Source organism: Pectobacterium carotovorum, from assembly GCF_033898505.1.
GTDB lineage: Bacteria > Pseudomonadota > Gammaproteobacteria > Enterobacterales > Enterobacteriaceae > Pectobacterium > Pectobacterium carotovorum_J.
The window spans coordinates 1895396-1917262 of the sequence record NZ_JAXAFK010000001.1; the positions used below are offsets into that span (position 1 = coordinate 1895396).

Annotated in this window: 15 protein-coding genes; 6 read left to right on the plus strand and 9 right to left on the minus strand. The window is 53.0% G+C overall.

Translation table 11 applies throughout. From position 1 onward, the window contains the following. Positions 1-13: 13 nt before the first annotated feature. The 9 genes from tyrR to R9X49_RS08440 all read right to left on the minus strand — a co-directional run bounded on the left by tyrR (position 14) and on the right by R9X49_RS08440 (position 10332). Complete coding sequence (gene tyrR, locus R9X49_RS08400; RefSeq protein WP_319847951.1) at positions 14-1582, minus strand: transcriptional regulator TyrR; 1569 nt, start codon at positions 1580-1582, stop codon at positions 14-16. Between the two features lie 136 nt (positions 1583-1718). Next, on the minus strand, positions 1719-3263 hold the full coding sequence (locus R9X49_RS08405) for a M20/M25/M40 family metallo-hydrolase (RefSeq protein WP_319847952.1): 1545 nt from the start codon (positions 3261-3263) through the stop codon (positions 1719-1721). A 105-nt stretch (positions 3264-3368) separates the two neighbouring features. Further along, the gene (locus R9X49_RS08410) at positions 3369-4373 is read right to left on the minus strand and encodes a LacI family DNA-binding transcriptional regulator (RefSeq protein WP_319847953.1); all 1005 of its coding nucleotides are present in this window, start codon (positions 4371-4373) and stop codon (positions 3369-3371) included. 72 nt (positions 4374-4445) lie between these two features. Next, positions 4446-4751 carry a PTS lactose/cellobiose transporter subunit IIA gene (locus R9X49_RS08415; RefSeq protein ID WP_319847954.1) on the minus strand — a complete coding sequence of 102 codons (306 nt, stop codon included), beginning with the start codon at positions 4749-4751 and terminating at the stop codon, positions 4446-4448. Between the two features lie 32 nt (positions 4752-4783). Then, on the minus strand, positions 4784-6073 hold the full coding sequence (locus tag R9X49_RS08420) for a PTS sugar transporter subunit IIC (RefSeq protein WP_319847955.1): 1290 nt from the start codon (positions 6071-6073) through the stop codon (positions 4784-4786). Positions 6074-6100: 27 nt separating this feature from the next. Continuing rightward, on the minus strand, positions 6101-6406 hold the full coding sequence (locus tag R9X49_RS08425; RefSeq protein WP_319847956.1) for a PTS sugar transporter subunit IIB: 306 nt from the start codon (positions 6404-6406) through the stop codon (positions 6101-6103). Positions 6407-6424: 18 nt separating this feature from the next. Continuing rightward, positions 6425-7588, minus strand: coding sequence for a mandelate racemase/muconate lactonizing enzyme family protein (locus tag R9X49_RS08430; RefSeq protein WP_319847957.1), 1164 nt, complete (start codon positions 7586-7588; stop codon positions 6425-6427). 306 nt (positions 7589-7894) lie between these two features. Beyond that, positions 7895-8938 (minus strand): YcjF family protein, encoded by a 1044-nt coding sequence (locus R9X49_RS08435; protein ID WP_319847958.1) that lies wholly within the window; start codon positions 8936-8938, stop codon positions 7895-7897. Continuing rightward, positions 8935-10332, minus strand: a complete 1398-nt coding sequence (locus tag R9X49_RS08440) for a YcjX family protein (RefSeq protein ID WP_319847959.1) — start codon at positions 10330-10332, stop codon at positions 8935-8937. The genes R9X49_RS08435 and R9X49_RS08440 overlap by 4 nt, the downstream gene beginning before the upstream one ends. A gap of 294 nt (positions 10333-10626) precedes the next feature. On the opposite strand from R9X49_RS08440, the gene R9X49_RS08445 reads away from it, so the two are divergent. The 6 genes from R9X49_RS08445 to R9X49_RS08470 are packed head-to-tail and all read left to right on the plus strand — an operon-like array spanning position 10627 to position 21755. Continuing rightward, a complete protein-coding gene (locus R9X49_RS08445) occupies positions 10627-12369 on the plus strand; it encodes a ShlB/FhaC/HecB family hemolysin secretion/activation protein (RefSeq protein WP_319847960.1) in 1743 nt (580 codons plus the stop codon). A gap of 11 nt (positions 12370-12380) precedes the next feature. Continuing rightward, positions 12381-12896 carry a toxin-activating lysine-acyltransferase gene (locus R9X49_RS08450; protein WP_319847961.1) on the plus strand — a complete coding sequence of 172 codons (516 nt, stop codon included), beginning with the start codon at positions 12381-12383 and terminating at the stop codon, positions 12894-12896. Positions 12897-12923: 27 nt separating this feature from the next. Beyond that, entirely contained in the window at positions 12924-20315 is a 7392-nt protein-coding gene (locus tag R9X49_RS08455; protein WP_319847962.1) for a hemagglutinin repeat-containing protein, read from the plus strand. A 3-nt stretch (positions 20316-20318) separates the two neighbouring features. Continuing rightward, on the plus strand, positions 20319-20576 hold the full coding sequence (locus R9X49_RS08460; RefSeq protein WP_319847963.1) for a hypothetical protein: 258 nt from the start codon (positions 20319-20321) through the stop codon (positions 20574-20576). After that, on the plus strand, positions 20573-21121 hold the full coding sequence (locus R9X49_RS08465; RefSeq protein ID WP_319847964.1) for a hypothetical protein: 549 nt from the start codon (positions 20573-20575) through the stop codon (positions 21119-21121). The genes R9X49_RS08460 and R9X49_RS08465 overlap by 4 nt, the downstream gene beginning before the upstream one ends. A 28-nt stretch (positions 21122-21149) precedes the next feature. After that, positions 21150-21755: a hypothetical protein gene (locus tag R9X49_RS08470; RefSeq protein ID WP_319847965.1), complete on the plus strand. Its 606-nt coding sequence runs from the start codon at positions 21150-21152 to the stop codon at positions 21753-21755. Positions 21756-21867: the final 112 nt, after the last annotated feature.

Below are 21867 nucleotides of genomic sequence, written 5' to 3' on the forward strand. Positions count from 1 at the left end.
GCCGTTTTGTTATTTACTCCTCGTCGTCCCCCGCCGATTTGCGTTGGCTGAGTCCATATTCCCGTAGTTTGTTGGCTATCGCCGTGTGCGATACCCCTAGCCGCTTCGCCAATTTGCGCGTACTTGGATAGGATTGATAAAGACGGGTCAGCACGGAGCGTTCGAAACGCTTGTTGATGTCATCCAGCGAACCATCAAGCAGGGTTTCATCCTGTGGCGAATCAATCGAAAACGCCGGGAGATCGATGTCCTGCATATGCAGTTCGTTACCTTCCAGTTGCGTTAGCGCCCGATAAATCGTATTCCTCAACTGCCGAACGTTACCCGGCCAGCCGTACTGCGGCAGGAAATGTTCCACATCTGCCGCCAATTTAGGCCTTGAAATCCCCTGCTCATCGGCAAACCGCGCCACAAAGAGCTCGGCCAGCGGCATAATGTCCGCCGGACGATCGCGCAGCGGCGGTAACATCAGCGTGAGTACATTGAGGCGATAATAAAGATCCTCCCGAAACTCACCGCGCTGCACCAGTTCCAACAGGTTTTTCTTGGTCGCGCAAATCACCCGCACATCGACATGGACTTCGTGATCTTCACCCACGCGACGGAATGTCCCGTCATTCAGGAAACGCAGTAATTTAATCTGCATCTGTGCCGACATTTCACCGACTTCATCTAGCAGAACTGAACCGCCGTTAGCCTGTTCGAAGAAGCCTTTTTTGCCTTCCTGCGCGTTGAGATACGCGCCGGACGCATGGCCGAACAGTTCACTCTCCATCACATCATCGGGTAACGACGCGCAGTTCAGCGCCAGGAAAGGATTCTTACCACGCGGCCCGCGCAGGTGGCATGCTCGCGCCAACATATCTTTGCCCGTCCCCGTATCGCCCACAATCAGCAACGGCGCGTCCAACATTGCCAGCTTGCGCGCCTGCTCAACCACCTGACGCATTTTCGGGCTAACGGCAACGATGTGATCGAATTCATTCTCATCGTTTACGGTGAGATTCTGTAACTGCCGTCCCATGCGGGCGGCCGATTTGAGCATCACCAGCGCCCCCGCCGTAGCGGCTTTGCCGGCATCATCTTCCAGACGGACCGGCGTCATTTCCAGCAGGAAATCCTGACTGCGAATCACGACGCGCTCGGCGACGACAGTGCTACTTTTTTCCAGCCAGTTGGCGAAATTGAAACCGGGGATCATGCTACCAATCGTCAAATCGCTGATGGTCTCTGCCGATTGTTCAAACAGCGCCAGCGCGGCGGGGTTAAACAGTTCCGGCTTCCCTTTCATATCCAGCGAGAATACCGGTTCCGGCATGGATTCCAGCAGCGCATTCAGCGCCCGATGCTCGCGCTCAGACGGCATAAACGCCACGGTACGCACATCGCTGACGCTGTCAATGCGACGAATTTCCGTCATCAGCAGGCGAAAAGCATCAAAATCGAGAGTGGCAAAATTGAGGTAAATACGGCCAATGGGGGCAATTTCGATGCCGCGTAAATCAATATTGCGTGACGCAAGCAGATCTAACAGTTCACGGACCATACCAATGCGGTCTTCACAAATCACTTCCAGATGCATCAACGGCTACCTTCTTCAAGAGACACGATATGGCTATTACTGCTGATAATACCCTTTCGTTTGCACCGGATGAAGTAAGGTGGCAGCAAAAGTTGACACATCTGTACGTTTTTTCCACGTCAATAGCGAAACGGGATTATGACAGCGGCGTCGTTGCCATCGCCACAATGGTGCGAATACCTTCCAGATAGTTACCGAGACGTAAATTCTCATCAAAACTATGCTGATTATTATCGGCATTCACCAGAGGAACGATGACGTACGGCACTTTCAGCACGCTGACTGCCCCACTCATCGGCAACGTCCCGCCCATCATACGGTTCTTCTCCGGTGCGATGCCACGCGGCGCGGTTGTGGTTGCGACTGCCCAACGTCCCAGCGGGGAGTCTATCTCGGTTCTGGCCGCATAGGCGCTGCTCGGATAGGCCGTCAGGCTAAGGGAAATCAGATGCGGATACTGCTCACGCTCGGCCTGCGTAGGCGCTTCACCGGTAATGATATGAAAACCTTTGCTGGCGATATACTGGCGTAACAGCGCATACATATCATCCGGCGGCGTTTCCGGCACGGTACGAATATTCACGCTGGCCGTCGCGGTTGACGGAATGGCGTTCGAGGCCTTTTTGCCCGTGTCGCCCGCTTTAATGCCGAGAATATCCAGCGAAGGATATTGCACTGCCTCTGCCGCATTGTTGGCGACCTTCTCTAACTGAGCAACACCAAAGCGTTTCTCCAGCGCACCTGCGGGCGGCACGGTCTCTGCGACTTGTTTTTTATCGATCTCGCTAAGCGTGACGCGGTCATAGTAACCGGGGATCGTGACCTTACCGTCCGCATCCTTCATGCTGGCTAGCAGCGTAACCAGATTTTGCACTGGATTCGGAATGACATTGCCATAGCCGCCGCTGTGCGCCGCCGCATTCGCACCGAAAACCGTCATATCGATTTGGATTGATCCGCGATTGCCAAAGTTGATGCCAGGGAGGTTGCTGGACGGCATTGCACCGTCATAAATCACCATCCCATCGCTTTTCAGCAGCGTAAGATGATCGGCCATCACCGTTGTCAGGCCGGGCGAACCTTTTTCCTCTTCGGAATCCAGCAGCACTTTGATATTGATGGCAGGTTCAACGCCCTTATCTTTCATGGCGTCCATGGCAGCGAGAAACATCGCGATCGGTCCTTTATCATCGGCCGATGCCCGGGCGAAGAGACGCCATTCCGGGTTGATATCCCCTTTTAGAAGACGCGACTCAGGCAGCGTCTGCCATTTGCCAGCGGCATCTTTTTCTTTCAGTACGGGCTGCCACGGCGGCGTTTGCCATTCGGCGGGATTCACGGGCTGTCCGTCAAAATGCATGTAGAACAAGATAGTTTTACGATCGGCTCTTGGCGTGCCCAGCTCAGCATAAACCAGCGATTTATCACTATTCGTTAGCTGCTGCGTGGTGAAGCCGCGTTTCTGAAAGGCCTTTTCCAGCCAGTCGGCATTGCGCTGGATATCCGCAGGCACGGCAGCATCATTTGGCAGCGTGAGCAATTCGAGATATTCAGGGAAGCTGTGTTGCGCGTAACGCTCAGCATCAGCAGGTGCCAGCACCAGCTGTGCGCTGGCAGGTAAACAGAGAATGGCTGCCGACAGCGACAGTGCCGCCAGCGTCAATTTTTTACCGGGAATCATAAAAACGTCCTGTTATATAGCGATGAGGAGTTTTTATCCTACACACGATTCTGTAACAGCGGTACTGTCTGCCGTACCAGTCTTCTGCTTGTTCGGAGTAACCTACTATCGCAATGCATCACGCACATGGCTGATAGATTGCCCTTCGATGAAGGAGTGAGGGAACTGCCGTGACTGTATAAGATAATCCTTACGGGTCAGTTTCATCAGAATTTCTCTTGCCCCGTATTCCGCCATTTCTTTTACCGGGTAAACCACGCTATCAATATGCGGCGCCAGATATTCAGTAAGTCCAAAGCTGTCAAAAGAAATAACCGAAATATCGTCAGGAACAGATAAACCCTGTAAGCGTAACGTCTTTAATCCTCCCGAACAGGCTCGCTCACCACAATAGACAATCGCGGTCATATCGAGTTTTCGTTCTATTAATGTTAACGTCGCTTTCTCACCAAAGACATGATCATAACTGCCTTGAATATAATATTCGTCGTTCCATTCTTTATTCACCGCGCGAATGGCATCAACGCAGCCTTTTAATCGTTGAGACGCGCTGTGACGCGACTCGGGGCCACCAATTACCGCGATATTTTTATGGCCTGCTGCAATCAATTTATTTGTCGCATCAAACGCAGATAAATAATGATCGAATGAAACCGAGTGAATATCCGCTGAACCAGAGGAATCGAGTAATACTACGGGTTTATTTTCCGTATAGGCTTTAATCGTTTCGGTTGATAAATGACGGGTATAGAGAAGAAATCCATCACAGTTAATTTCATCCAATTTTCTTAATGCATTTTCTTCTTCAGCTTGACCGGCGCTTTCCAGCACCATGAGCATTTTTCCTTTGGCATTCACTTCTTTATGAACCGCGCTCATCACCGAGCCAAAGAAACCTGACACGTTGTTAGGAATAAGCATGCCTATCACGCCGCTACTTTTGCTCACCAAAGAACGGGCGCTTAAATTGGGTTTATAGTTCAACAGCCTAATGGCATTCTCGACGCGTAACTTTGTCTCTACCTTAACTTTTTCCGGCTCGTTAAGTACGCGGGTGACCGTTGCGCGCGAAACATTTGCCATCCGTGCCACATCGACTATTGTTGACATAGAATTCCATTATAAAGAAAAGCAATGCCTGACTGCGGCACTGCTTATTTACTAGTAAATTAACTGAAACTATTACACTTTATCGCGATAAACTTCAATCATTTCTTTGATCAAGTCATTCGCCAGCATCGAGGTCATTAAATGATCTTGTGCATGCACCATAACTAGCGTGACGGGGATTTTACCTTCCCCTTCATCCATACCGATCAATTTAGTTTGCACGCCATGCGCTCGGCTTGCCGCCTCTCGAGAACGAAGCAATGCATTATCACAGGCTTCCCACTCGCCTTTTTTCGCATGCTGTAATGCGATCATCGCTTCGCTTTTACTTTCTCCCGCATTGGTAATGATCTCCATTATTTCCAATTCAAGATCCATAAAGTCACCCTCTTTCAACATTAAATTATCTGTTACGCTTTTGATTCTGCTTCTTGCGCTAAAAGTTGTTTTTCATATGCCCGGTAAAAAGGGAGCCAAATCACACAAGAAATAGCGAAATTAGTCAGCACTAAGAGTATTGGCCCCAGTGACCACCCAGCCGCCCATGGGGCACCTAAAATAGAAGGCGTCGTCCAGGGAACAATAGACATTGGTTTATCAACAAATCCCGAACTCAATGCAAACCAGGCGACGGTTGCATTAATTAACGGCGCACCCACGAAAGGAAGTAGCATCAGAGGATTCATGATAATTGGCGAACCAAAAATAACGGGTTCATTGATATTAAAAAATGAGGGAACGACGCTCAATTTTCCGATCGAACGCAAATGCACGGAACGGCTACGCAAATACATGATGACCAGCGCAAGCGTAGAACCACAGCCGCCAATAACAATATAGAAGCGCCAGAATGGATCAACGAAGCTATGGGGAAGCGCCTGCCCTAATTCCAACGCTGTTTGGTTAGCCGCAATATTCGCCAGCCAGAACGGTTGCAGTAAATTGGTCACGATAGCGGCACCATGAATACCGCAGAACCATAGCAGGTGGGAAACCAGCACACAGATGAGTATTGCCGTTAAGCTATCGGAAGCAGCCACAAACGGTTTGAAGGCAGCCATAATCACTTCAGGAACCAGCATGCCAGTAAAGTGCTGAATCAGCAGCGATAAGGGATAGAGCGTCGCAATCATCACCAGTACAGGTACAAGTAACTCAAATGACTGGGCGATCTTTTCCGGCACCTGTTCCGGCAGACGGATAGTCAGGTTTCTGGTTTTTAAAAACCGCATTAGCTCGACGGAATATATCGATGTCAGCAATGCCGTAAAAATACCGGTGCCTCCCATAAATGCCGCCGGAATGCTGCCGTTGGTAAAAGGCGCGGCAACAATAAGGAAAGAACAGAGTGACAGTAATCCGCCCATCAGCGGGCTAAGATTATAACCCTGTGAAAGGTTATACCCGATCCCAACGGCAATATAGATGGTCATAATCCCCATTGTCATGCGGAACGGCATCATGATTGCGTCTTTATTATTGGTCGCGAACTCCAACCATATCTGCCCTAACGTGAACGTCGTATCTTTTGAAAAAGGCGGAAACGCCATAATCATCAAGAAGCTGCCGACAATCATGAAAGGCATAGCGGAAATAAAACCATCGCGAACGGCAAGCACGTGCCGTTGTCCACCAATACTCCCGGCTAAGGGTGCAATTTTTCTTTCAATAAAAGAGATTACATTATTATAGATGCTCATTATCATCCCCCTGGTGTTGACAAAAATTTATGCAAGCAGGCCGAGGGCGAATTTAAGTACATTATCGCCTTTCATCATGCCGTAATCCATCGGGTTTATTGCCTCCACTTTTTTGTTCTTCTGTGCGGCAATTTTCTTGAACTCATCCAATTTATATCTCACCTGAGGGCCTAATAAACACAGGTCGTATTGCTCAATTCCTTCATTGAATTTCTCTAACGGGAGCGCTGTCAGTTCCACATCAATATTTTCTGCCGCGGCGGCTTCTTTCATTTTTTTTACGAGCATGGATGTGCTCATTCCTGCATTACAGCAAAGGAAGATCTTTTTCATTTTTTCACCTTAGCAAGTTTATTTATTGAAAATATGCTTTTTAAAATTCGATAAATAATCGAAATTTAACGTCACACCTAAACCTGGCTTCATTTCACCGACGGTGAAATAGCCATTTTTAGCCTGTGGTTCTAAAGCCTCCAGCACAATGTGGTAGCGCTCATCCTGCCAATAGGGAAACCACTCTTGTATTGGTACATTTGTCGTGCAGATATCAAATTGAATACAGGCTGCGGTTAAGATTGGCCCTGAGGCGTTATGCGGTTGAACCTGGATCTGATGTGTTTCCGCATAAGAGGCAATTTTTTTCATTTCCGTAAATCCGCCAGCCAGCCCCATATCTGGCTGAATCAGTTCGAATACCCGATTTTCAATAAAAGGTGCGAAGTCAAAGCGGGTATATAAGCGCTCTCCGCCAGCCAGCGATAAATTAACGCCTGCTTTTACCTCCAGACTTGAATTGATTAATAATGTATCCGTCGGCTCTTCATAAAAATAAGGATTACATGCTTCTAATTTTTTTCCCCATTTAATGGCATCAGAAACACTCAGACAACCGTGCAGGTCGAGCATAATATCGACATGTTCACCCACCGCCTCTCTGACCGCTTTCACCCGAGCAACCGCCATATCCCCCCATTCTTTACTGATAGGACGCGATGGCGTTGATTTCTCTCCCGTTGGCGACATTTTGAAAGGATCAAACTTTAATCCGGTATAGCCGTCGTTGATCACCTTCAGTGCTTTTTCCGCAAATTCTTCAGGACGCCAGGCATCAAAATACCAATGGTTGGCATAAAGCCGGATAGTATCGCGGCATTTTCCTCCCAGCAGTTGGTAAATCGGGACATTTAATAGCTTGCCTTTGATATCCCACAGCGCCATATCTATGGCGCTAATCGCACCATAAATCGCCAGCGAGCGCCCTCTTCCCCAATAGGTATTATCAAAGCATTGCTGGAAGATTTTCTCAGAATCGAATGGCGATTGCCCGATCAGGAATTTTTTCGTGAGCGCATCTAATATCGGAATGACCGACTTAGCGCCCACACCATAACTCATCGCCACTTCGCCAATCCCCGTCACTCCCTCATCGGTTTCAATCTCAACAACGATAAGGTTGTGTGCAGGTGCCCGGTGTCTTAGATCCACATCGTAAACATTTAACTGCGTAACTTTCATAATTCACCCCGAATACAGCCTGCGGGCATTATGTGCACGTTCACATTTTCATTCAAGACTGAAAAATAGATCAAGATCACAGATAAAGCACAAATGTGAACGTGAACATTTTTATATTAACGGGTGTTTTTTGCATGACTGTATGGAGAATAAACAAAAGAAAAAGGAAAGGGATTCCCTTCCTCAGACCGTTGACAAGCTTATTTGTGCAGAATGAAAACGGGAGTAACGGACGACCTATCCGTTACTCCCGCTTGGCGACCTTTGTCAGCTATCCATGACTACCGCTCGATATGCTTTTCACCCCTAACGCCCTTTTTGCAGCGTTTCTTTTACCTGACCAATAAGCTCGCGGCGGAAATCGCCGAGGCGCGGTTTGTCATCCAACCACGGCAGCGGGCGGCACAGCTCCATCGCTTTGATGCCCAGACGCGCAGTCAGCAGCCCCGCACCAATGCCTTGTGCAGCACGGGTTGATAACCGCGCGGCAAGATCCTGCGACATCCAGTCCATGCCAATTTCCCGCACCAGCTCCGATGCGCCAGCAAACGCGATATTGACCAGCACCAGCCGGAACAGACGAATGCGGCTGAAATAGCCGAGTTCGATGCCGTACAGCGCGGCAATACGGTTAATCAGGCGCAGGTTACGCCAGGCGATAAATGCCATATCCACCAGCGCCAGCGGGCTGACGGCGATCATCAAGGTGGATTCCGCCGCCGAGCGGCTGATTTCACGCCGTGCCTGCGTATCCAGTACAGGCTGAACCAGACGTGCATAAAGCTCCAGCACTTCGCGGTCATTGTGGGTTTCATGGAGTGAAGCCTGCCAGCGCTGTATCGCCGGATGGCCGCTATCCAGTCCCGCCTGACGCGCCAGCTTTTCACAGAATTCACGCCCGCGCCCCACGCCGTGGCTGTGTAGCAGATCGCGGGCCACATCACGCTCTTCCGCCCGTTCCCGCAAGCGATAAAGCCGTCGCCACTCGACGGCCAGCGAACCGACGCCCGCCGCCACAATCAGGCTACCCGCGGTAATGCCGCCCAGTGCGATCCAGTCCTGCTGCACCCAGGCGTTATGCAGCGACTGCACGCCTTGTGCCAGCGCGCTGACGCCAAACAGCCCTATTCCCGCCATCACCATACGCCGCCACAGGCTGCGCTTCGGGCGCAGCGCCGCGCTGAGGGCCTCTTCCGCCGCGCCTTCTTCCGGCACTTCTTCTTCGCGGCTGATAGGGGAAAATGGCGTGCCGCTCTGCTCGTCAAATGCTAACCCGGCACGCAGCTGCGGTTGCGGCTCTTGCGGTAAAGCATCATCGAACGTGACACGGGGTTTCAGTGGCTCGTTCATCGCAATTTATCCTTTAACAAAAAGTCCATAACCGTATCCAACCGGATATGCGGCAACGGCGTGTCTACCGTCATTTCTCGCGGACGAAATTGATCGAAATGGAAGCCCTGCGTTTGCCAGAATGCCGCACCCGGTAAACGCGCGGGCACTTCGCCGGGGTAGACCGTCAGCGGCTGGCCGTCGCTGAGCCGATGCCCTTTCAGCGCCGGAATTTTCTGGCCCTGATGATCGACTACCCCGCTCTGCGTTGACTGGATCGACGCAATGCCTTCACAGCGCATATCGATGCCTTCAAACGCGGCGTTCTGCCACGCCTCTTGCACCAGTTGCTGAAGCAACGACACCAGATTGGCGTGCTGATCGGCAGTAATGTGATCCGCTTTACTCGCCGCAAACATCAGCTTGTCGATACAGGGCGAGAACAAACGCCGGAAGAGCGTGCGTTTCCCGTAGTGAAAACTTTGCATCAGTTGGGTCAGTGCCAGCCGCATATCGTTAAACGCGTGAATACCGCTATTGAGCGGTTGCAGGCAGTCAACCAGCACAATCTGCCGATCGAAACGGACGAAGTGATCCTTATAAAACCCTTTGACGACCGACTGACAGTAATAGTCAAAACGCTTGCGCAGCATGCCGATATTGGTTTTTTCATCCGCCTGCGCCAGTTTGGCTTCACCGATCTGATTCACCTGCGGCCAGGGGAAGAATTGCAGCACTGGCGCGCCCGCCAGATCGCCCGGTAGCACAAACCGCCCCGGCTGAATAAAATGCAGCCCTTCCTGTTTGCAGCGATGCAGATAGTCGGTATAAGCCTGCGCCACCTCGGCGAGCTGGTTTTCATCCGCCGGAGCCAGTGGATCGATTTTCTCACATAGCGCCAGCCAGGGCTTCGCCCACTCAATGCGTCCCCCTTGCAGCAAGCCGCCCATTTGCTGCGACCAGCTCAAGTAGGTTTGTTCCAGCAGCGGCAGATCCAGCAGCCATTCACCGGGGTAATCGACAATTTCCAGATAGAGCGTCGAGGTATCTTTAAAGTGGCGCAGCAACGAATCTTTAGAGCGATAGCGCAGTGCCAGACGAATCTCACTCACGCCACGCGTCGGCGTCGGCCAAGCTGGTGGGGAACCATACAGCGCGGCCATGCCTTCATCATAAGCGAAGCGCGGCACGCCCAAATCGCGCTGCGGCACACGTTTAACCCCCAGCAAACGCTCTTCGCGCACGGGGGAAAACATCGGCAAATGGGCCCCGCTGTGGGTATTCAATAATTGATTGACGAACGCGGTAATAAACGCGGTTTTGCCGCTGCGGCTCAACCCGGTGACGGCAATCCGCAGGTGGCGATCCACGCTGCGATTGACCAGAGAGTTAATTTCGTTCTGTAGTCGACTCATTGAATGAACCATCACTCCTTTGGTTGAGAGATATATCGTATCAATATAATAAAATCAGACAAACGCCTCACGCTCACACCGATATAAGTTCAACCACGATCACCTATCTCATACCGTATTTTTACCGCCAAAATGTAAAGAAACGATAATTTTAAGACAACTCTTAGCAAGCAATAAGACAACTCTTAGCAAACAAATTGTTAACGTATATAACCTGAAATTGTACCAAGTAACCAATTGTTTCTGTAAACGAATAGTGTCCCAATAACAATCAATAATTCAGGTTAATTAATTATGCTACGGAATGCGTCGTTCACTGACGGGTATCAACCTGCGCGTCTCAGCCCACTTGCGCTATTTATTTTATTAACCACCTCAGCAAGCAGCTGGGCGGCAGATAATAATCTGACGCCTCTTGCCGCACCGGACCGGGTGGATGAACAGCTGAATATCAACCAGCAGGATCGCCAGCGTGCGATGCAGCAGCAATTAGCGCCACAAACGCCTGATGTGCGTTTGCAGCCCCCCTCCTCATTCTTTACTACGCTGCAGTTTCCGCAGGAGCAACAGTGCTTTACGCTGTATCACATCATACTGACCGGCAAAGAAGACTTCCCCTCCTGGCTGCGCATGCCGTTACAACAGCTGGCCGATCAGGGTAAAGGGCAGTGCCTGGGTGCTCAAGGTGTCAACCTGCTGATGAGCGCACTGCAAAACCGTCTGATCGACCATGGCTACGTCACCGCGCGCGTAATGGCGCCGCCGCAAAACCTGAAAACCGGCACCCTGCATATCACCCTGATTCCGGGCAAAACGCGCCAAGTCAAACGGACCAAAGAGAGCGATCGCTACGTGAGCCTCTGGAGCGCCCTGCCTGCGCGTGAAGGCGAACTGCTGGATTTGCGTGATATTGAGCAGGGACTGGAAAACCTGCAGCGCGTGCCCACCGTACAGGCAGAGATGGCGATTGTACCGGGCGAACAGCCCGGCGAAAGCGACATTGACGTCACCTGGAAACAGGAAAAAATGTGGCGTCTCGGCGCGACGCTCGATGACTCGGGCACCGAAACCACCGGTCGTTATCAGGGCGGCCTGACGCTGTATATCGATAACCCCTTCGCACTCAGCGACCTGTTCTACATTTCCGGCAACCATGACCTTGAATCCGGCAGCGAAAAAGGCAGCAAGAACTACATGCTGCACTACTCCGTGCCGTTCGGTTACTGGATGGCGGGCGTCACCGCCAGCGGATACGACTACAACCAGAATGTGGCGGGCGCGTATGAAGACTACAACTACAGCGGCAACAGCAAGAACCTTAACTTCCAGCTGAGCCGGGTGCTGTACCGCAGCGGCAGTCAGAAAACCTCGATGAGCTATGAAATTCTGACGCGCGAATCACAGAACTTCGTCAACGATACCGAAGTGGATGTGCAGCGGCGTAAAACCAGCGCCTGGCGTCTGGGTCTGCAGCATCGTCACTACTTCGGCGCCACCACGCTTGATGCCGCCGTGAGCTACCAGCGCGGCACCCGCTGGTTCGGCGCGATTCCGGCGCAGGAAGAGTATTTCGATGAAGGCACCGCGCTGGCGAAAATTATCCAACTCAATGCCCAACTCGATATGCCGTTTACGCTGGGTAATCAGACCTTCCGCTACAACGTGCAGTATCTGCGCCAAATCAACCATACCAAACTGACGCCACAGGATCAGCTGTCGATTGGTAACCGCTGGACCGTGCGCGGCTTTGATGGTGAACGCACCCTGACGGCCGACAACGGCTGGTTCGTGCGCAACGATCTGGCCTGGCGCACGCCGCTGCCCAACCAGGAACTGTATCTCGGCGCTGACTACGGCGAAGTGGACGGCACGCGTGATTACCTCGCCGGAAAACATCTGGCGGGCGGCGTGCTTGGTCTGCGCGGTAACGCCTTTGACACCGGCTACGACCTGTTTGTTGGTGTGCCGTTCTCCAAACCGGAAGGTTTCCACACCAGCCCGGTCACTCTCGGTTTCAACCTCAGCTGGCAGTACTAAGGAGGCGCGTGATGAAGATTCCTGTTAATGGCTATCAGTTAAGCGCCCCGCTGCTCGGCGGTCAGTTCAGCGAAGCGGAAGCGCTTGGCGCGGCGGTCTGGCTGTGGATGCATTCGGAACAGCACCGCGATATTCCTCTCAGTGTGCTGCCGACGCTGCTGCTGCCCGCCATCAAACATCAGCAGTTTGTTATCGCCAGCCGTGATGACAAACCCATGTTTTTCCTCAGTTGGGCGTGGATGGACGAAGAAGCGGAACAGCGCTACCTCACCGGCCCCGGCATCCTGGTGCAGCCGCAGGACTGGACCAGTGGCGACCGTCTGTGGTTCCGCGACTGGGTCGCGCCATTTGGCGACCAGCAGGCGTTTCGCCGCATCGTCGGTGGCACGCTGTTTCCCCACTTATGTGGCCGTGCGCTGTACCACAAAGGGGCGGAACGCGGACAACGGGTACTGCAGTTCCGTGGCGATGACGTCACCCAACAACAATTCAGACTCTGGCAGCAGAACACGCCGCTGGTTGCTTAACATCACTTTTAGCAGGGATAACTTTTCGTGAATAAGAACCTCTATCGCATCATTTTCAACAAGGCTCGCGGCCTGTTAATGGTGGTTTCCGAAATCAACCGTGGCCAGGGCAAAAGTGGCGCAAATGGCGTCGGCCATACGCTGAGCCAGTTGATTGGCCGGATGAAGCCCACCGCCTTCCTGACCATGACCGCACTCGGTCTGGTCACGCTCGCGCCACAGGCGCTGGCAGCAGGGATTGTTGCCGACAAGAGCGCCCCAGGCGGCCAGCAGCCGAATGTCATGCAGAGCGCCAACGGCACGCCGCAGGTTAATATCCAGACGCCGAGCGCGGGTGGTGTTTCGCATAACAAATACACCCAGTTTGACGTCGATAACAAAGGCGCGATTCTTAATAACTCGCACAAACAGGTGCAGACCCAGATGGGCGGCTGGGTGGCGGGTAACCCATGGCTGGCGAAAGGCGAAGCCAAAATCATTCTTAACGAGGTCAACTCGCGTGACCCGAGCAAGCTGAACGGTTATATCGAAGTCGCAGGCCGTAAGGCGCAGGTGGTCATCGCCAACCCGGCGGGCATCAGTTGCGACGGCTGTGGCTTTATTAACGCCAACCGCGCCACCCTGACCACCGGCACACCGCAAATCGCCAACGGTGAACTGCGCGGTTACCGCGTGGGCAATGGTGAAATCGTGGTGGAAGGTGCAGGCATGGACAGCAGCCGTCAGGATTACACGGACCTGATTGCCCGCACCGTGAAGGTCAATGCCGGTATCTGGGCGAAAGATGTGACGGTCACCACCGGTAAAAACGAAGTGGCAGCCGATAACAATAAGCTTGTCGATAACAACAGCGCCACCGCCAGCAGTGCAGCGGAGAGCGACAGCAGTGACGTCAAGCCGACACTGGCAATCGACGTAGCCCAACTGGGTGGCATGTATGCCGGTAAAATCCGTCTGGTGGCGACCGAGCAAGGGGTCGGCGTCAGCAACAAAGGCACACTCGGCACGCAGGCGGGTGATATCACCATTAACGCTAATGGCGATATCGTTAACAGCGGCACAGTCAATGCCGGACAGGATCTGCTGCTGGGCGGTAAAAAAGTCGATAACAGCGGCACCCTGTTTGCCCAGCGCGACCACAGCACCACCGCCAGTGACGAGGTGACCAACAGCGGTCTGATCGCCGCCAAAGGCAACTCCCGTGTGCGCGGCGCCACCATCCACAACAGCAAAGGCGCGGCCATTGCCGCCGGGATGAAAACCGATGGCACGCTGGCCGACAGCGGCAATCTGACACTCGCCAGCGACGGCAAACTGGCCAGCCAAGGTCAGGCGCTGGCCGGTGGCGATCTGAACGCCAGCGCCAGCCAGATTGATCTCAGCGGCAGCGATACCGCCGCACATCACGCCACGCTGACCAGCAGCAGCGATATCATCACCGACGACGCGCAGCTGCTGGCAAGTGGCGATTTGAAACTCTCCGCTGCCGGTAAACTCAGCAACGATCGCGGCGTGATTAACGCCAATGCGCTACAGGTCAGTACGCCAGTTATCAGCAACCGTGGCGGCCAGTTACTGCAAAGCGGCGACCGCGATCTGCAACTCAGCAGCGACAGCATTGATAATCAGAATGGCCGCATCGCCGCCAACGCCAAAAAATTCAGCGTGCAGAGCGCCAGCCTGAACAACCAGAGCGGCACCATCATGGCGGCCGGTTCCGGCTCGCTGGATGTTGCGGCCAGCAGTGAACTGAATAACCAGAGCGGTACGCTGGCCGCCGCCAGCGATCTGGCCATTGCCACGCCGGTGCTGAACAACAACCAGGGGCAGATCTCCGCCAATAAACAGCTGACGCTCGATCAGCAAAACACCAGCGCCCTCTCCCGCGCCGCAGCCACCAACAGCGATCTGCGTATCAGCAATGAAGGTGGTCGTCTGGTGGCGGGTCAGCAACTGACCTTCCGCGGTCGCGAGATTAACGGCAGCGGTGAAATTCTGTCGCTTGGCGATATGGATCTCAGCTTCGCGGACGGCTTCAGCAACAACAATAAAACGCTGGCAAATGGCGATCTGACACTGAACGTCAACAACAGCTTGATTAACAATGCGCTGCTTGGCGCAGGCGGTAAGCTGAATGTGCAGGCCAGCAACATCGACAACCAGATCGCAGGTGAACTGAGTGCGCAGCAGACCACACTGAATGCCAGCGATACGCTGAGCAACCGTGGCCTGATCGACGGCGTGCTGACCCGCATCAATGCCAGCACCGTCAACAATATCGGTACCGGTCGTATTTATGGTGACGGCCTGGCGATCAGCGCAGCGACACTGAATAACCTGGCAGAAAATAATAGCAGCGCCACCATTGCAGCGCGTCAGCGTCTCGATCTGGGCGTCGGCACGCTGAACAACCATACTCATTCCCTGATCTACAGTGCTGGCGATCTGGCCATCGGTGGCAACCTCGATGAAAACGGTGTGGCCAGCGGCAAAGCGGGCAACCTAAACAACCACAGCGCCACAATAGAGTCTGTCGGCAATATGGCGCTCAGCTTCACCGCGCTGAACAATATCAACGACAATTTTGTCACCCGCTTCGTACAACTGTCACAGAAGCAGAAAAATGAGTATATGGTGGTCAGCCTGAATAATGGCGTTCACTATAGCCCTGACGACTACAACATCAGTTTCTACAAAAATGAAGTGCGTCATATCTGTATTGAAGGTGTGGTGTGTGGTCGTGACCACTATTATCAGTACAGCTACACCGAAACGGTGCGCGAAGAACAGATTGCACAGAGCGATCCGGCGAAAATTATCGCGGGCGGCCAGATCTCACTCTCCGGCGATAAGCTGCTGAACGACAAGAGCCAGATTATTGCTGGCGGCAGCCTGCTGACCGCCGTCAAAGAACTGGTGAACACCGAAGTCACCGGTCAGAAACTGACGGAAAAAGTCGGACAGGTGATTGAGTGGGATCGTATTCACAAGAAAGGCACCGACAGCCAGAAAGCCAGAGCGTCCGCCTATACCCCGCCAACGGAAATTCAGTCCATCAGCCTTAGCCCGAGCGTGATGAAGGAGAATACTCAAGCGACCAGCAACGCGCCATCGCTGGCGGATTATGCCGCGCAGCGCGTGGAAGTGGCTGGACAGAACACCGATGTCATTCGCTCGATGACACCGGACGCTTCTCTGCCAACCGGCAGCCTGTTCACTACCCTGCCGGACGCCACCAGTAGCTATCTGATCGAAACCGATCCGCGTTTCACCAATCAGAGAATCTGGCTGAGTTCCGACTATATGCTGAGCCAGTTGCGGACCGATCCGTCGATCACGCAAAAACGCCTCGGCGATGGTTTCTATGAACAGCGCCTGGTGCGCGAGCAGATTGTTGAGCTGGTCGGCCAGCGTTACCTGGCGGATTACACCAGCGATGAAGATCAGTACAAAGGCCTGATGGAAGCGGGCGTCAGCTTCGCGAAGACATTCAACCTGGTGCCGGGCGTGGCGCTGACCGCCGAGCAGATGAAACAGATCACCCAGGATATGGTGTGGCTGGTGGCGCAGGATGTGAAAATGCCGGATGGCACCACCCAGAATGTGCTGGTACCGCAGGTGTATGCACAGGTACAGCAAGGCGATATGGACGGCAGCGGTGCGTTACTGGCCGGTAAGAACGTCAGCATTGGCGTCAGCGGCGGTATGCTGAACAGCGGTCGCATCAGCGCCACCCAGTTGGTCAGCATTTCCGGCGACGATATCGTGAATGTGGGCGGCATCATCGCCGGTAAGTCCGTGTCGCTGCAGGCGACCAACGACATCACCAATACCGGTGGCACGGTGCGTGCGACCGATACCCTGCTGGCGCAGGCCGGACGTGATATCACCGTCGCCAGCGAGACCAATCACGCAGAGAGCCAGAACGGCAGCAACCGCTTCAGCCGTGACAATATCGATCGCGTGGCGGGCATATATGTACAGGGTGACGACGGTAAACTGCTGCTGCAGGCAGGCCGTGATGTCAATCTGCAGGCCGCGCAGGTGGTCAGCTCCGGTGAAAACAGCCAGACGCAGATCGCCGCTAACCGCGATATCAATATGACCACCATTACCACCGGCAGTAGCGACAAGGTGGTGTGGGATAAAGATAACCACGTCACGCAGACGCTGACTCAGGTACAGGGCAGTGAAGTCACCAGCGACGGCACTATCACGCTGAATGCCGGCAATAATATTAACGCTCAGGCGGCGAAACTGAATGCCGATCGGCAGCTTGCGCTGACGGCCACCAATGATATCAACCTCGGCAGCGCCAGCAGCCAGGAATATCTCGATATGAACTCGAAGGTGAAAGGTTCCGGCTTCCTGTCGAAACGCACCACGACCACCCGCGCCGGCTACGATGCCACGCTGGCGAACGGCAGCAGCCTGGGTGGGGAAAATATCGCCGTCAGCGCGGGTAACAACCTGAATATCACCGGCAGCGATGTGGCGGCGGATCGGGATCTGGCACTGCGTGCTGGTAATGACCTCAACGTCACGGCAGCGGAAGAGCACCGCGACAGTTGGTCGATGAAGAAAACCACCAAGTCGGGCCTGATGAGCAGCGGCGGTATTGGCTTCTTTGTTGGTTCGATTAAAGAGAGTTCAACCTCCGATACTGCGGCGCTGACCCACAACAACAGCACGCTGGGCAGCGTCGATGGCGATACCAGCCTGGTGGCGGGCAATAATATCGCCGTGCAGGGTTCTGATGTGATCGCCGGTAACGACATCAATATGGTGGCGAACAATATCACCATTGATGCCGCGAATAACCAGAGCACCACCGACACCACTTACGAACGCAAACAGACGGGGCTGACGTTGGCGCTGTCCGGCGCGATTGGCAGCGCGATCAACACCGCCTATACCAGCGCGAAAGCCGCCGATGAGCAGCAGGATGGCCGTATGGCCTCGCTGCAGAAGCTGAAATCCGGTCTGGCAGGCGTACAGGCCGCTCAGGCGGCGGTACTGGCAGCGCAGAGCACCACCGACCAGAACGCTATTGGTGTCAGCCTGTCGCTGAGTACCTCGAAGTCGAAGAGCGAGAGCCACAGCGAAGCGGTCAACGCCTCCGGCAGCACCGTGCAGGCGGGCAACAATATCAATCTGGTGGCGACTGGCTCAGAGAATGGCGACGATGGCGATCTGACCATCGGCGGTAGCCAGCTGAAAGCGGGCAACGATGTATTGCTGTCGGCAAACCGCGATATCAACCTGCTGTCAGCGCAGAATACTCAGTTGCAGACCGGTAAAAACAGCAACAGCGGTGGCGGCATCGGTGTCAGCATCGGTGCGGGCCAGGGCGGTGCAGGAATCAGCGTGTTTGCCAATGCCAGTAAAGGTTCCGGTAACGAGAATGGCGATGGCCTGACACATACAGAAACCACCGTCGACGCCGGTAATAAGCTGACGGTCAACAGCGGGCGTGACACCACCCTGCGCGGCGCACAGCTGAGTGCCGATCAGGTCGTCGCCAATGTCGGCCGTAACCTGACGTTGCAGAGTGAGCAGGACGTTAACAACTACGACTCGAAGCAGAAGAACAGCTCAGCAGGCGCCAGCTTTACCTTTGGCAGTATGACTGGCAGCGTCAGCGCCAGCGTGGCGAAGGACAAAATCCACAGCACCTATAACAGCGTGCAAGAGCAGACCGGCATCTTTGCGGGTGACGGTGGCTTCGATATCAACGTCGGTAACCACACGCAGTTGGATGGCGCCGTGATTGGCAGCACCGCCAGCGAAGATAAAAACCGTCTCAGTACCGGCACGCTGGGCTTCAGCAATATCAACAACCGTGCGGAGTTTGAGGTATCGCACAGCAGCGTCGGTATCAGCACTGGCGGGCTGGGCGCACAGGATCTGCTGAAAAATGCCGTGCAGAATCTGGCGGCCAATAGTCTGGGCGCGGATGGCAGCGATGGGAAGGCTTCCGGCACCACGTATGCAGCCGTTTCTCCAGGATCGCTGATTATCCGTGATCAGGCGAACCAGCAGCAGGATGTCAGCGCACTGAGCCGCGATGTCGAGCACGCTAACCAAAGCATCAGCCCAATCTTCGATAAAGCGAAGGAACAGCAGCGCCTAAGCCGATTGCGATTGATTGGTGATATAGCGAACCAGGCTGTCGATATTACCCTGACTCAAGGCCAGATTCAGGCGAACAATGCGGGAATTAAAGAAGCTGGGGAGTGGGATGGTAAAGAAAAGCGTGATGTTTACTGGAATCGAGTCAAAAACACAGAAGCTTATAAAAGCGTGAGTGACCAGTATAAGGCAGGGGGTGATCTTGACCGTGGAGTTCGAGCTGCTGCGGCTGCAATTACTGCTCTGGCTGGTGGAGACCCAGCGAAAGCGCTGGCCGCCGGAGCTGCGCCTTACATGGCTGGAGTAGTCAAAGGTATGACAGTAGGTTTTGATGAAAACCCTACTGCCGGTCAAATTGCGGCAAATGCCATTGGACATGCTGTATTAGGTGGTGTGGTTGCGGAATTGTCAGGAACAAATGCAGCTGCAGGCGCCATAGGCGCGGCGAGTGGAGAACTCGCTGCACGTGCTATTCGTGAATATTTATACCCTGGTGTTAAAACGGAAGATCTCAAACCAGAAGAGCGCACTAAGATTAGCAATCTGGCATCACTGGCGGGAGCCCTTGCTGGCGGGCTCAGCACGGATACTTCTTCTGGTGTTATCACTGCACATGATTCCAGTAAAAATGCAGTGGACAACAATGATTTGTTAAGCCCTGGTATGATGTCCTGGGGTTCTGGTGCGGTGTCACTCGCCAAATATGAGATTGAGCAGGGTAAAACACCTGAGCAGGTCAGTGAATCATTACGCATCTACAACAGAGGCACCCTTTCCGAGAATCAGGATCCGGTAAGAGGATTATTGCAAGCCTGGGGCTTCTTTATGGTTAATGCCCTGACACTCGGTGGAGGTAGTACAGTGACGGGGGGTGCAATCACAGTCAATGGAATCATCGGTGGTGCAGCCAATATTAATAACCAGGTAATAACGATGAAACCGGGTGAAAAAATAAGTTACACCGATGCTTTAATTGCTACAGGCATCAGCGCCGTCACCACTGGGAAGAGCTTCCTGGCAACCCAGGTTTGGGGGATGAGCGGAGCCTATGTTGGCAGTAAAATTAAGGGTGATCAAGATTCTACTGGGGCTGTTACTGGCGCTGGTGTCGGTAACGTTGCCGGTGCCACTACGTCGACCATTATCAGTGGCGCAGCGGGTACGAAATTGCCGAAACCTGCCGCGGATATGCTGGGAAGTACTTTTGGAGCCGCGGTTTCTGAGGGAACCGGGACGGTAATCCAGAAAGCAATTGATAAGAAACCACAGGATCAACAAGGAAAATAAGCCGTGAGTACAAAAAAACCTGGCTTTAGTACGCTTTTATTTCTGATGGGAGGCTGCTTCCTGGCGCTCTCCTGCACGGTGGCACTTGTCTATTTTGGGGTATGGCTCTACTACCAGTTTATCCTGCACATGCCATCAGGTATGCAGTGGCAGCCATTACTGGCTCAGGCTCTGCGAATTGGCATCGCTTCAGGGCCAGTGATTGGCCTGGGTGTCTGGATACATATGCGCATGGAATACAGTAAAGGAGATAAACGGTGAAACGGTTGCTGCGTTCTGCGAACGCAGCGGTCATTCTGATCGCTGCAGGCTGTGCCATTATTCCAGACCATACTTTTTTCGTTCCCCCACCTCAAAGCGCTCATGCTCCATGGCTGAGAATTGTCGATAACACTGAACAAACCAGCCTTTATCAAATGGTCAATGGTGAGAGCAAAGGTGGCCTGATACGATCCAGTGAGTGGGTATTACAGAATACAGTGGATCGGGGGATGCCAAAAGTTGCCGGAGAGAAATACAATATTGACTACTACGAAACGCAACTCATTGCAGGTGCAGAAACCGAAGTCGTTAATGTTTACGTTGAAGGTAAGCATACCTGCCTTGTGGATACTTATTTCACGCCGGAAGAAGGGAAGTTTTATCAGTTCCAACTGGAAACCGATACATTGCGGTTCCGCTGTCGCGTTCATGCCAGTGAAATCGTGAAAGACAGTAATGGTATGTGGCAGTTGAAACCATTAAATACGGTACGCTACACAGCCAAAGAAGGCAGTGGCTGGCACCCGATGCACAGTAGCATTTAATTTTTAAATATCAAACAGATAGATCATCATGGTTGTACTGGATAAAAACTGGGTGCCTGAATTTGGCACCATGTTTACTTGGTTTGCGATGGACAAACACAGCAGAATCGCCGTTATGGTAAACAACTGCTTTGGTGATCTGCCGAAAGCGCTTTTATCTATCGATAATGCCGAATTATTACTCGATCAGTTAAATGAGTTTTTATGGGAAGAATCGGAACGCTTTACCGTCTATCCGGAGAATAAGTGCGGTCAGACGGTGTCAGACCTCTATTCCGGCTTACGATTTAGCCATATGGCTAGCAGAGAAGAATTTGATCGATGGCTAAAAGAACGATCCGGCCATGAACAAAAAATCGGGGAATATACTGTCCCCTCAGTAAAGGGATTTTTTGTCTATCATGGGATTGAGGGAAGTTCTGAAGGCGAAGATTATCTTGTTGGCTATGAAGGTAACACGAAAATGGGTGATTACTTCCGCTTCTTAACACCTACGGTTTATGGTTCGATAGACGATTTTCCCAGCGAGCTACGTCATGGCATTGCCGTATCTGATGTAGTCGACTTCACAACGGATCGACTATTTGATAACGCAAAAATCAACGACTACTTCCCCCGAATGTATAGTGAGTAATCGTATAGCCTCAGCGTAATGCTGAGGCTGATTTTACTCTGGTTGAATAAAACGTTTAGCTATTATTCTCCCCTTTCACTAGATGATTTGAATAATCCAGTATCGAGGAAAT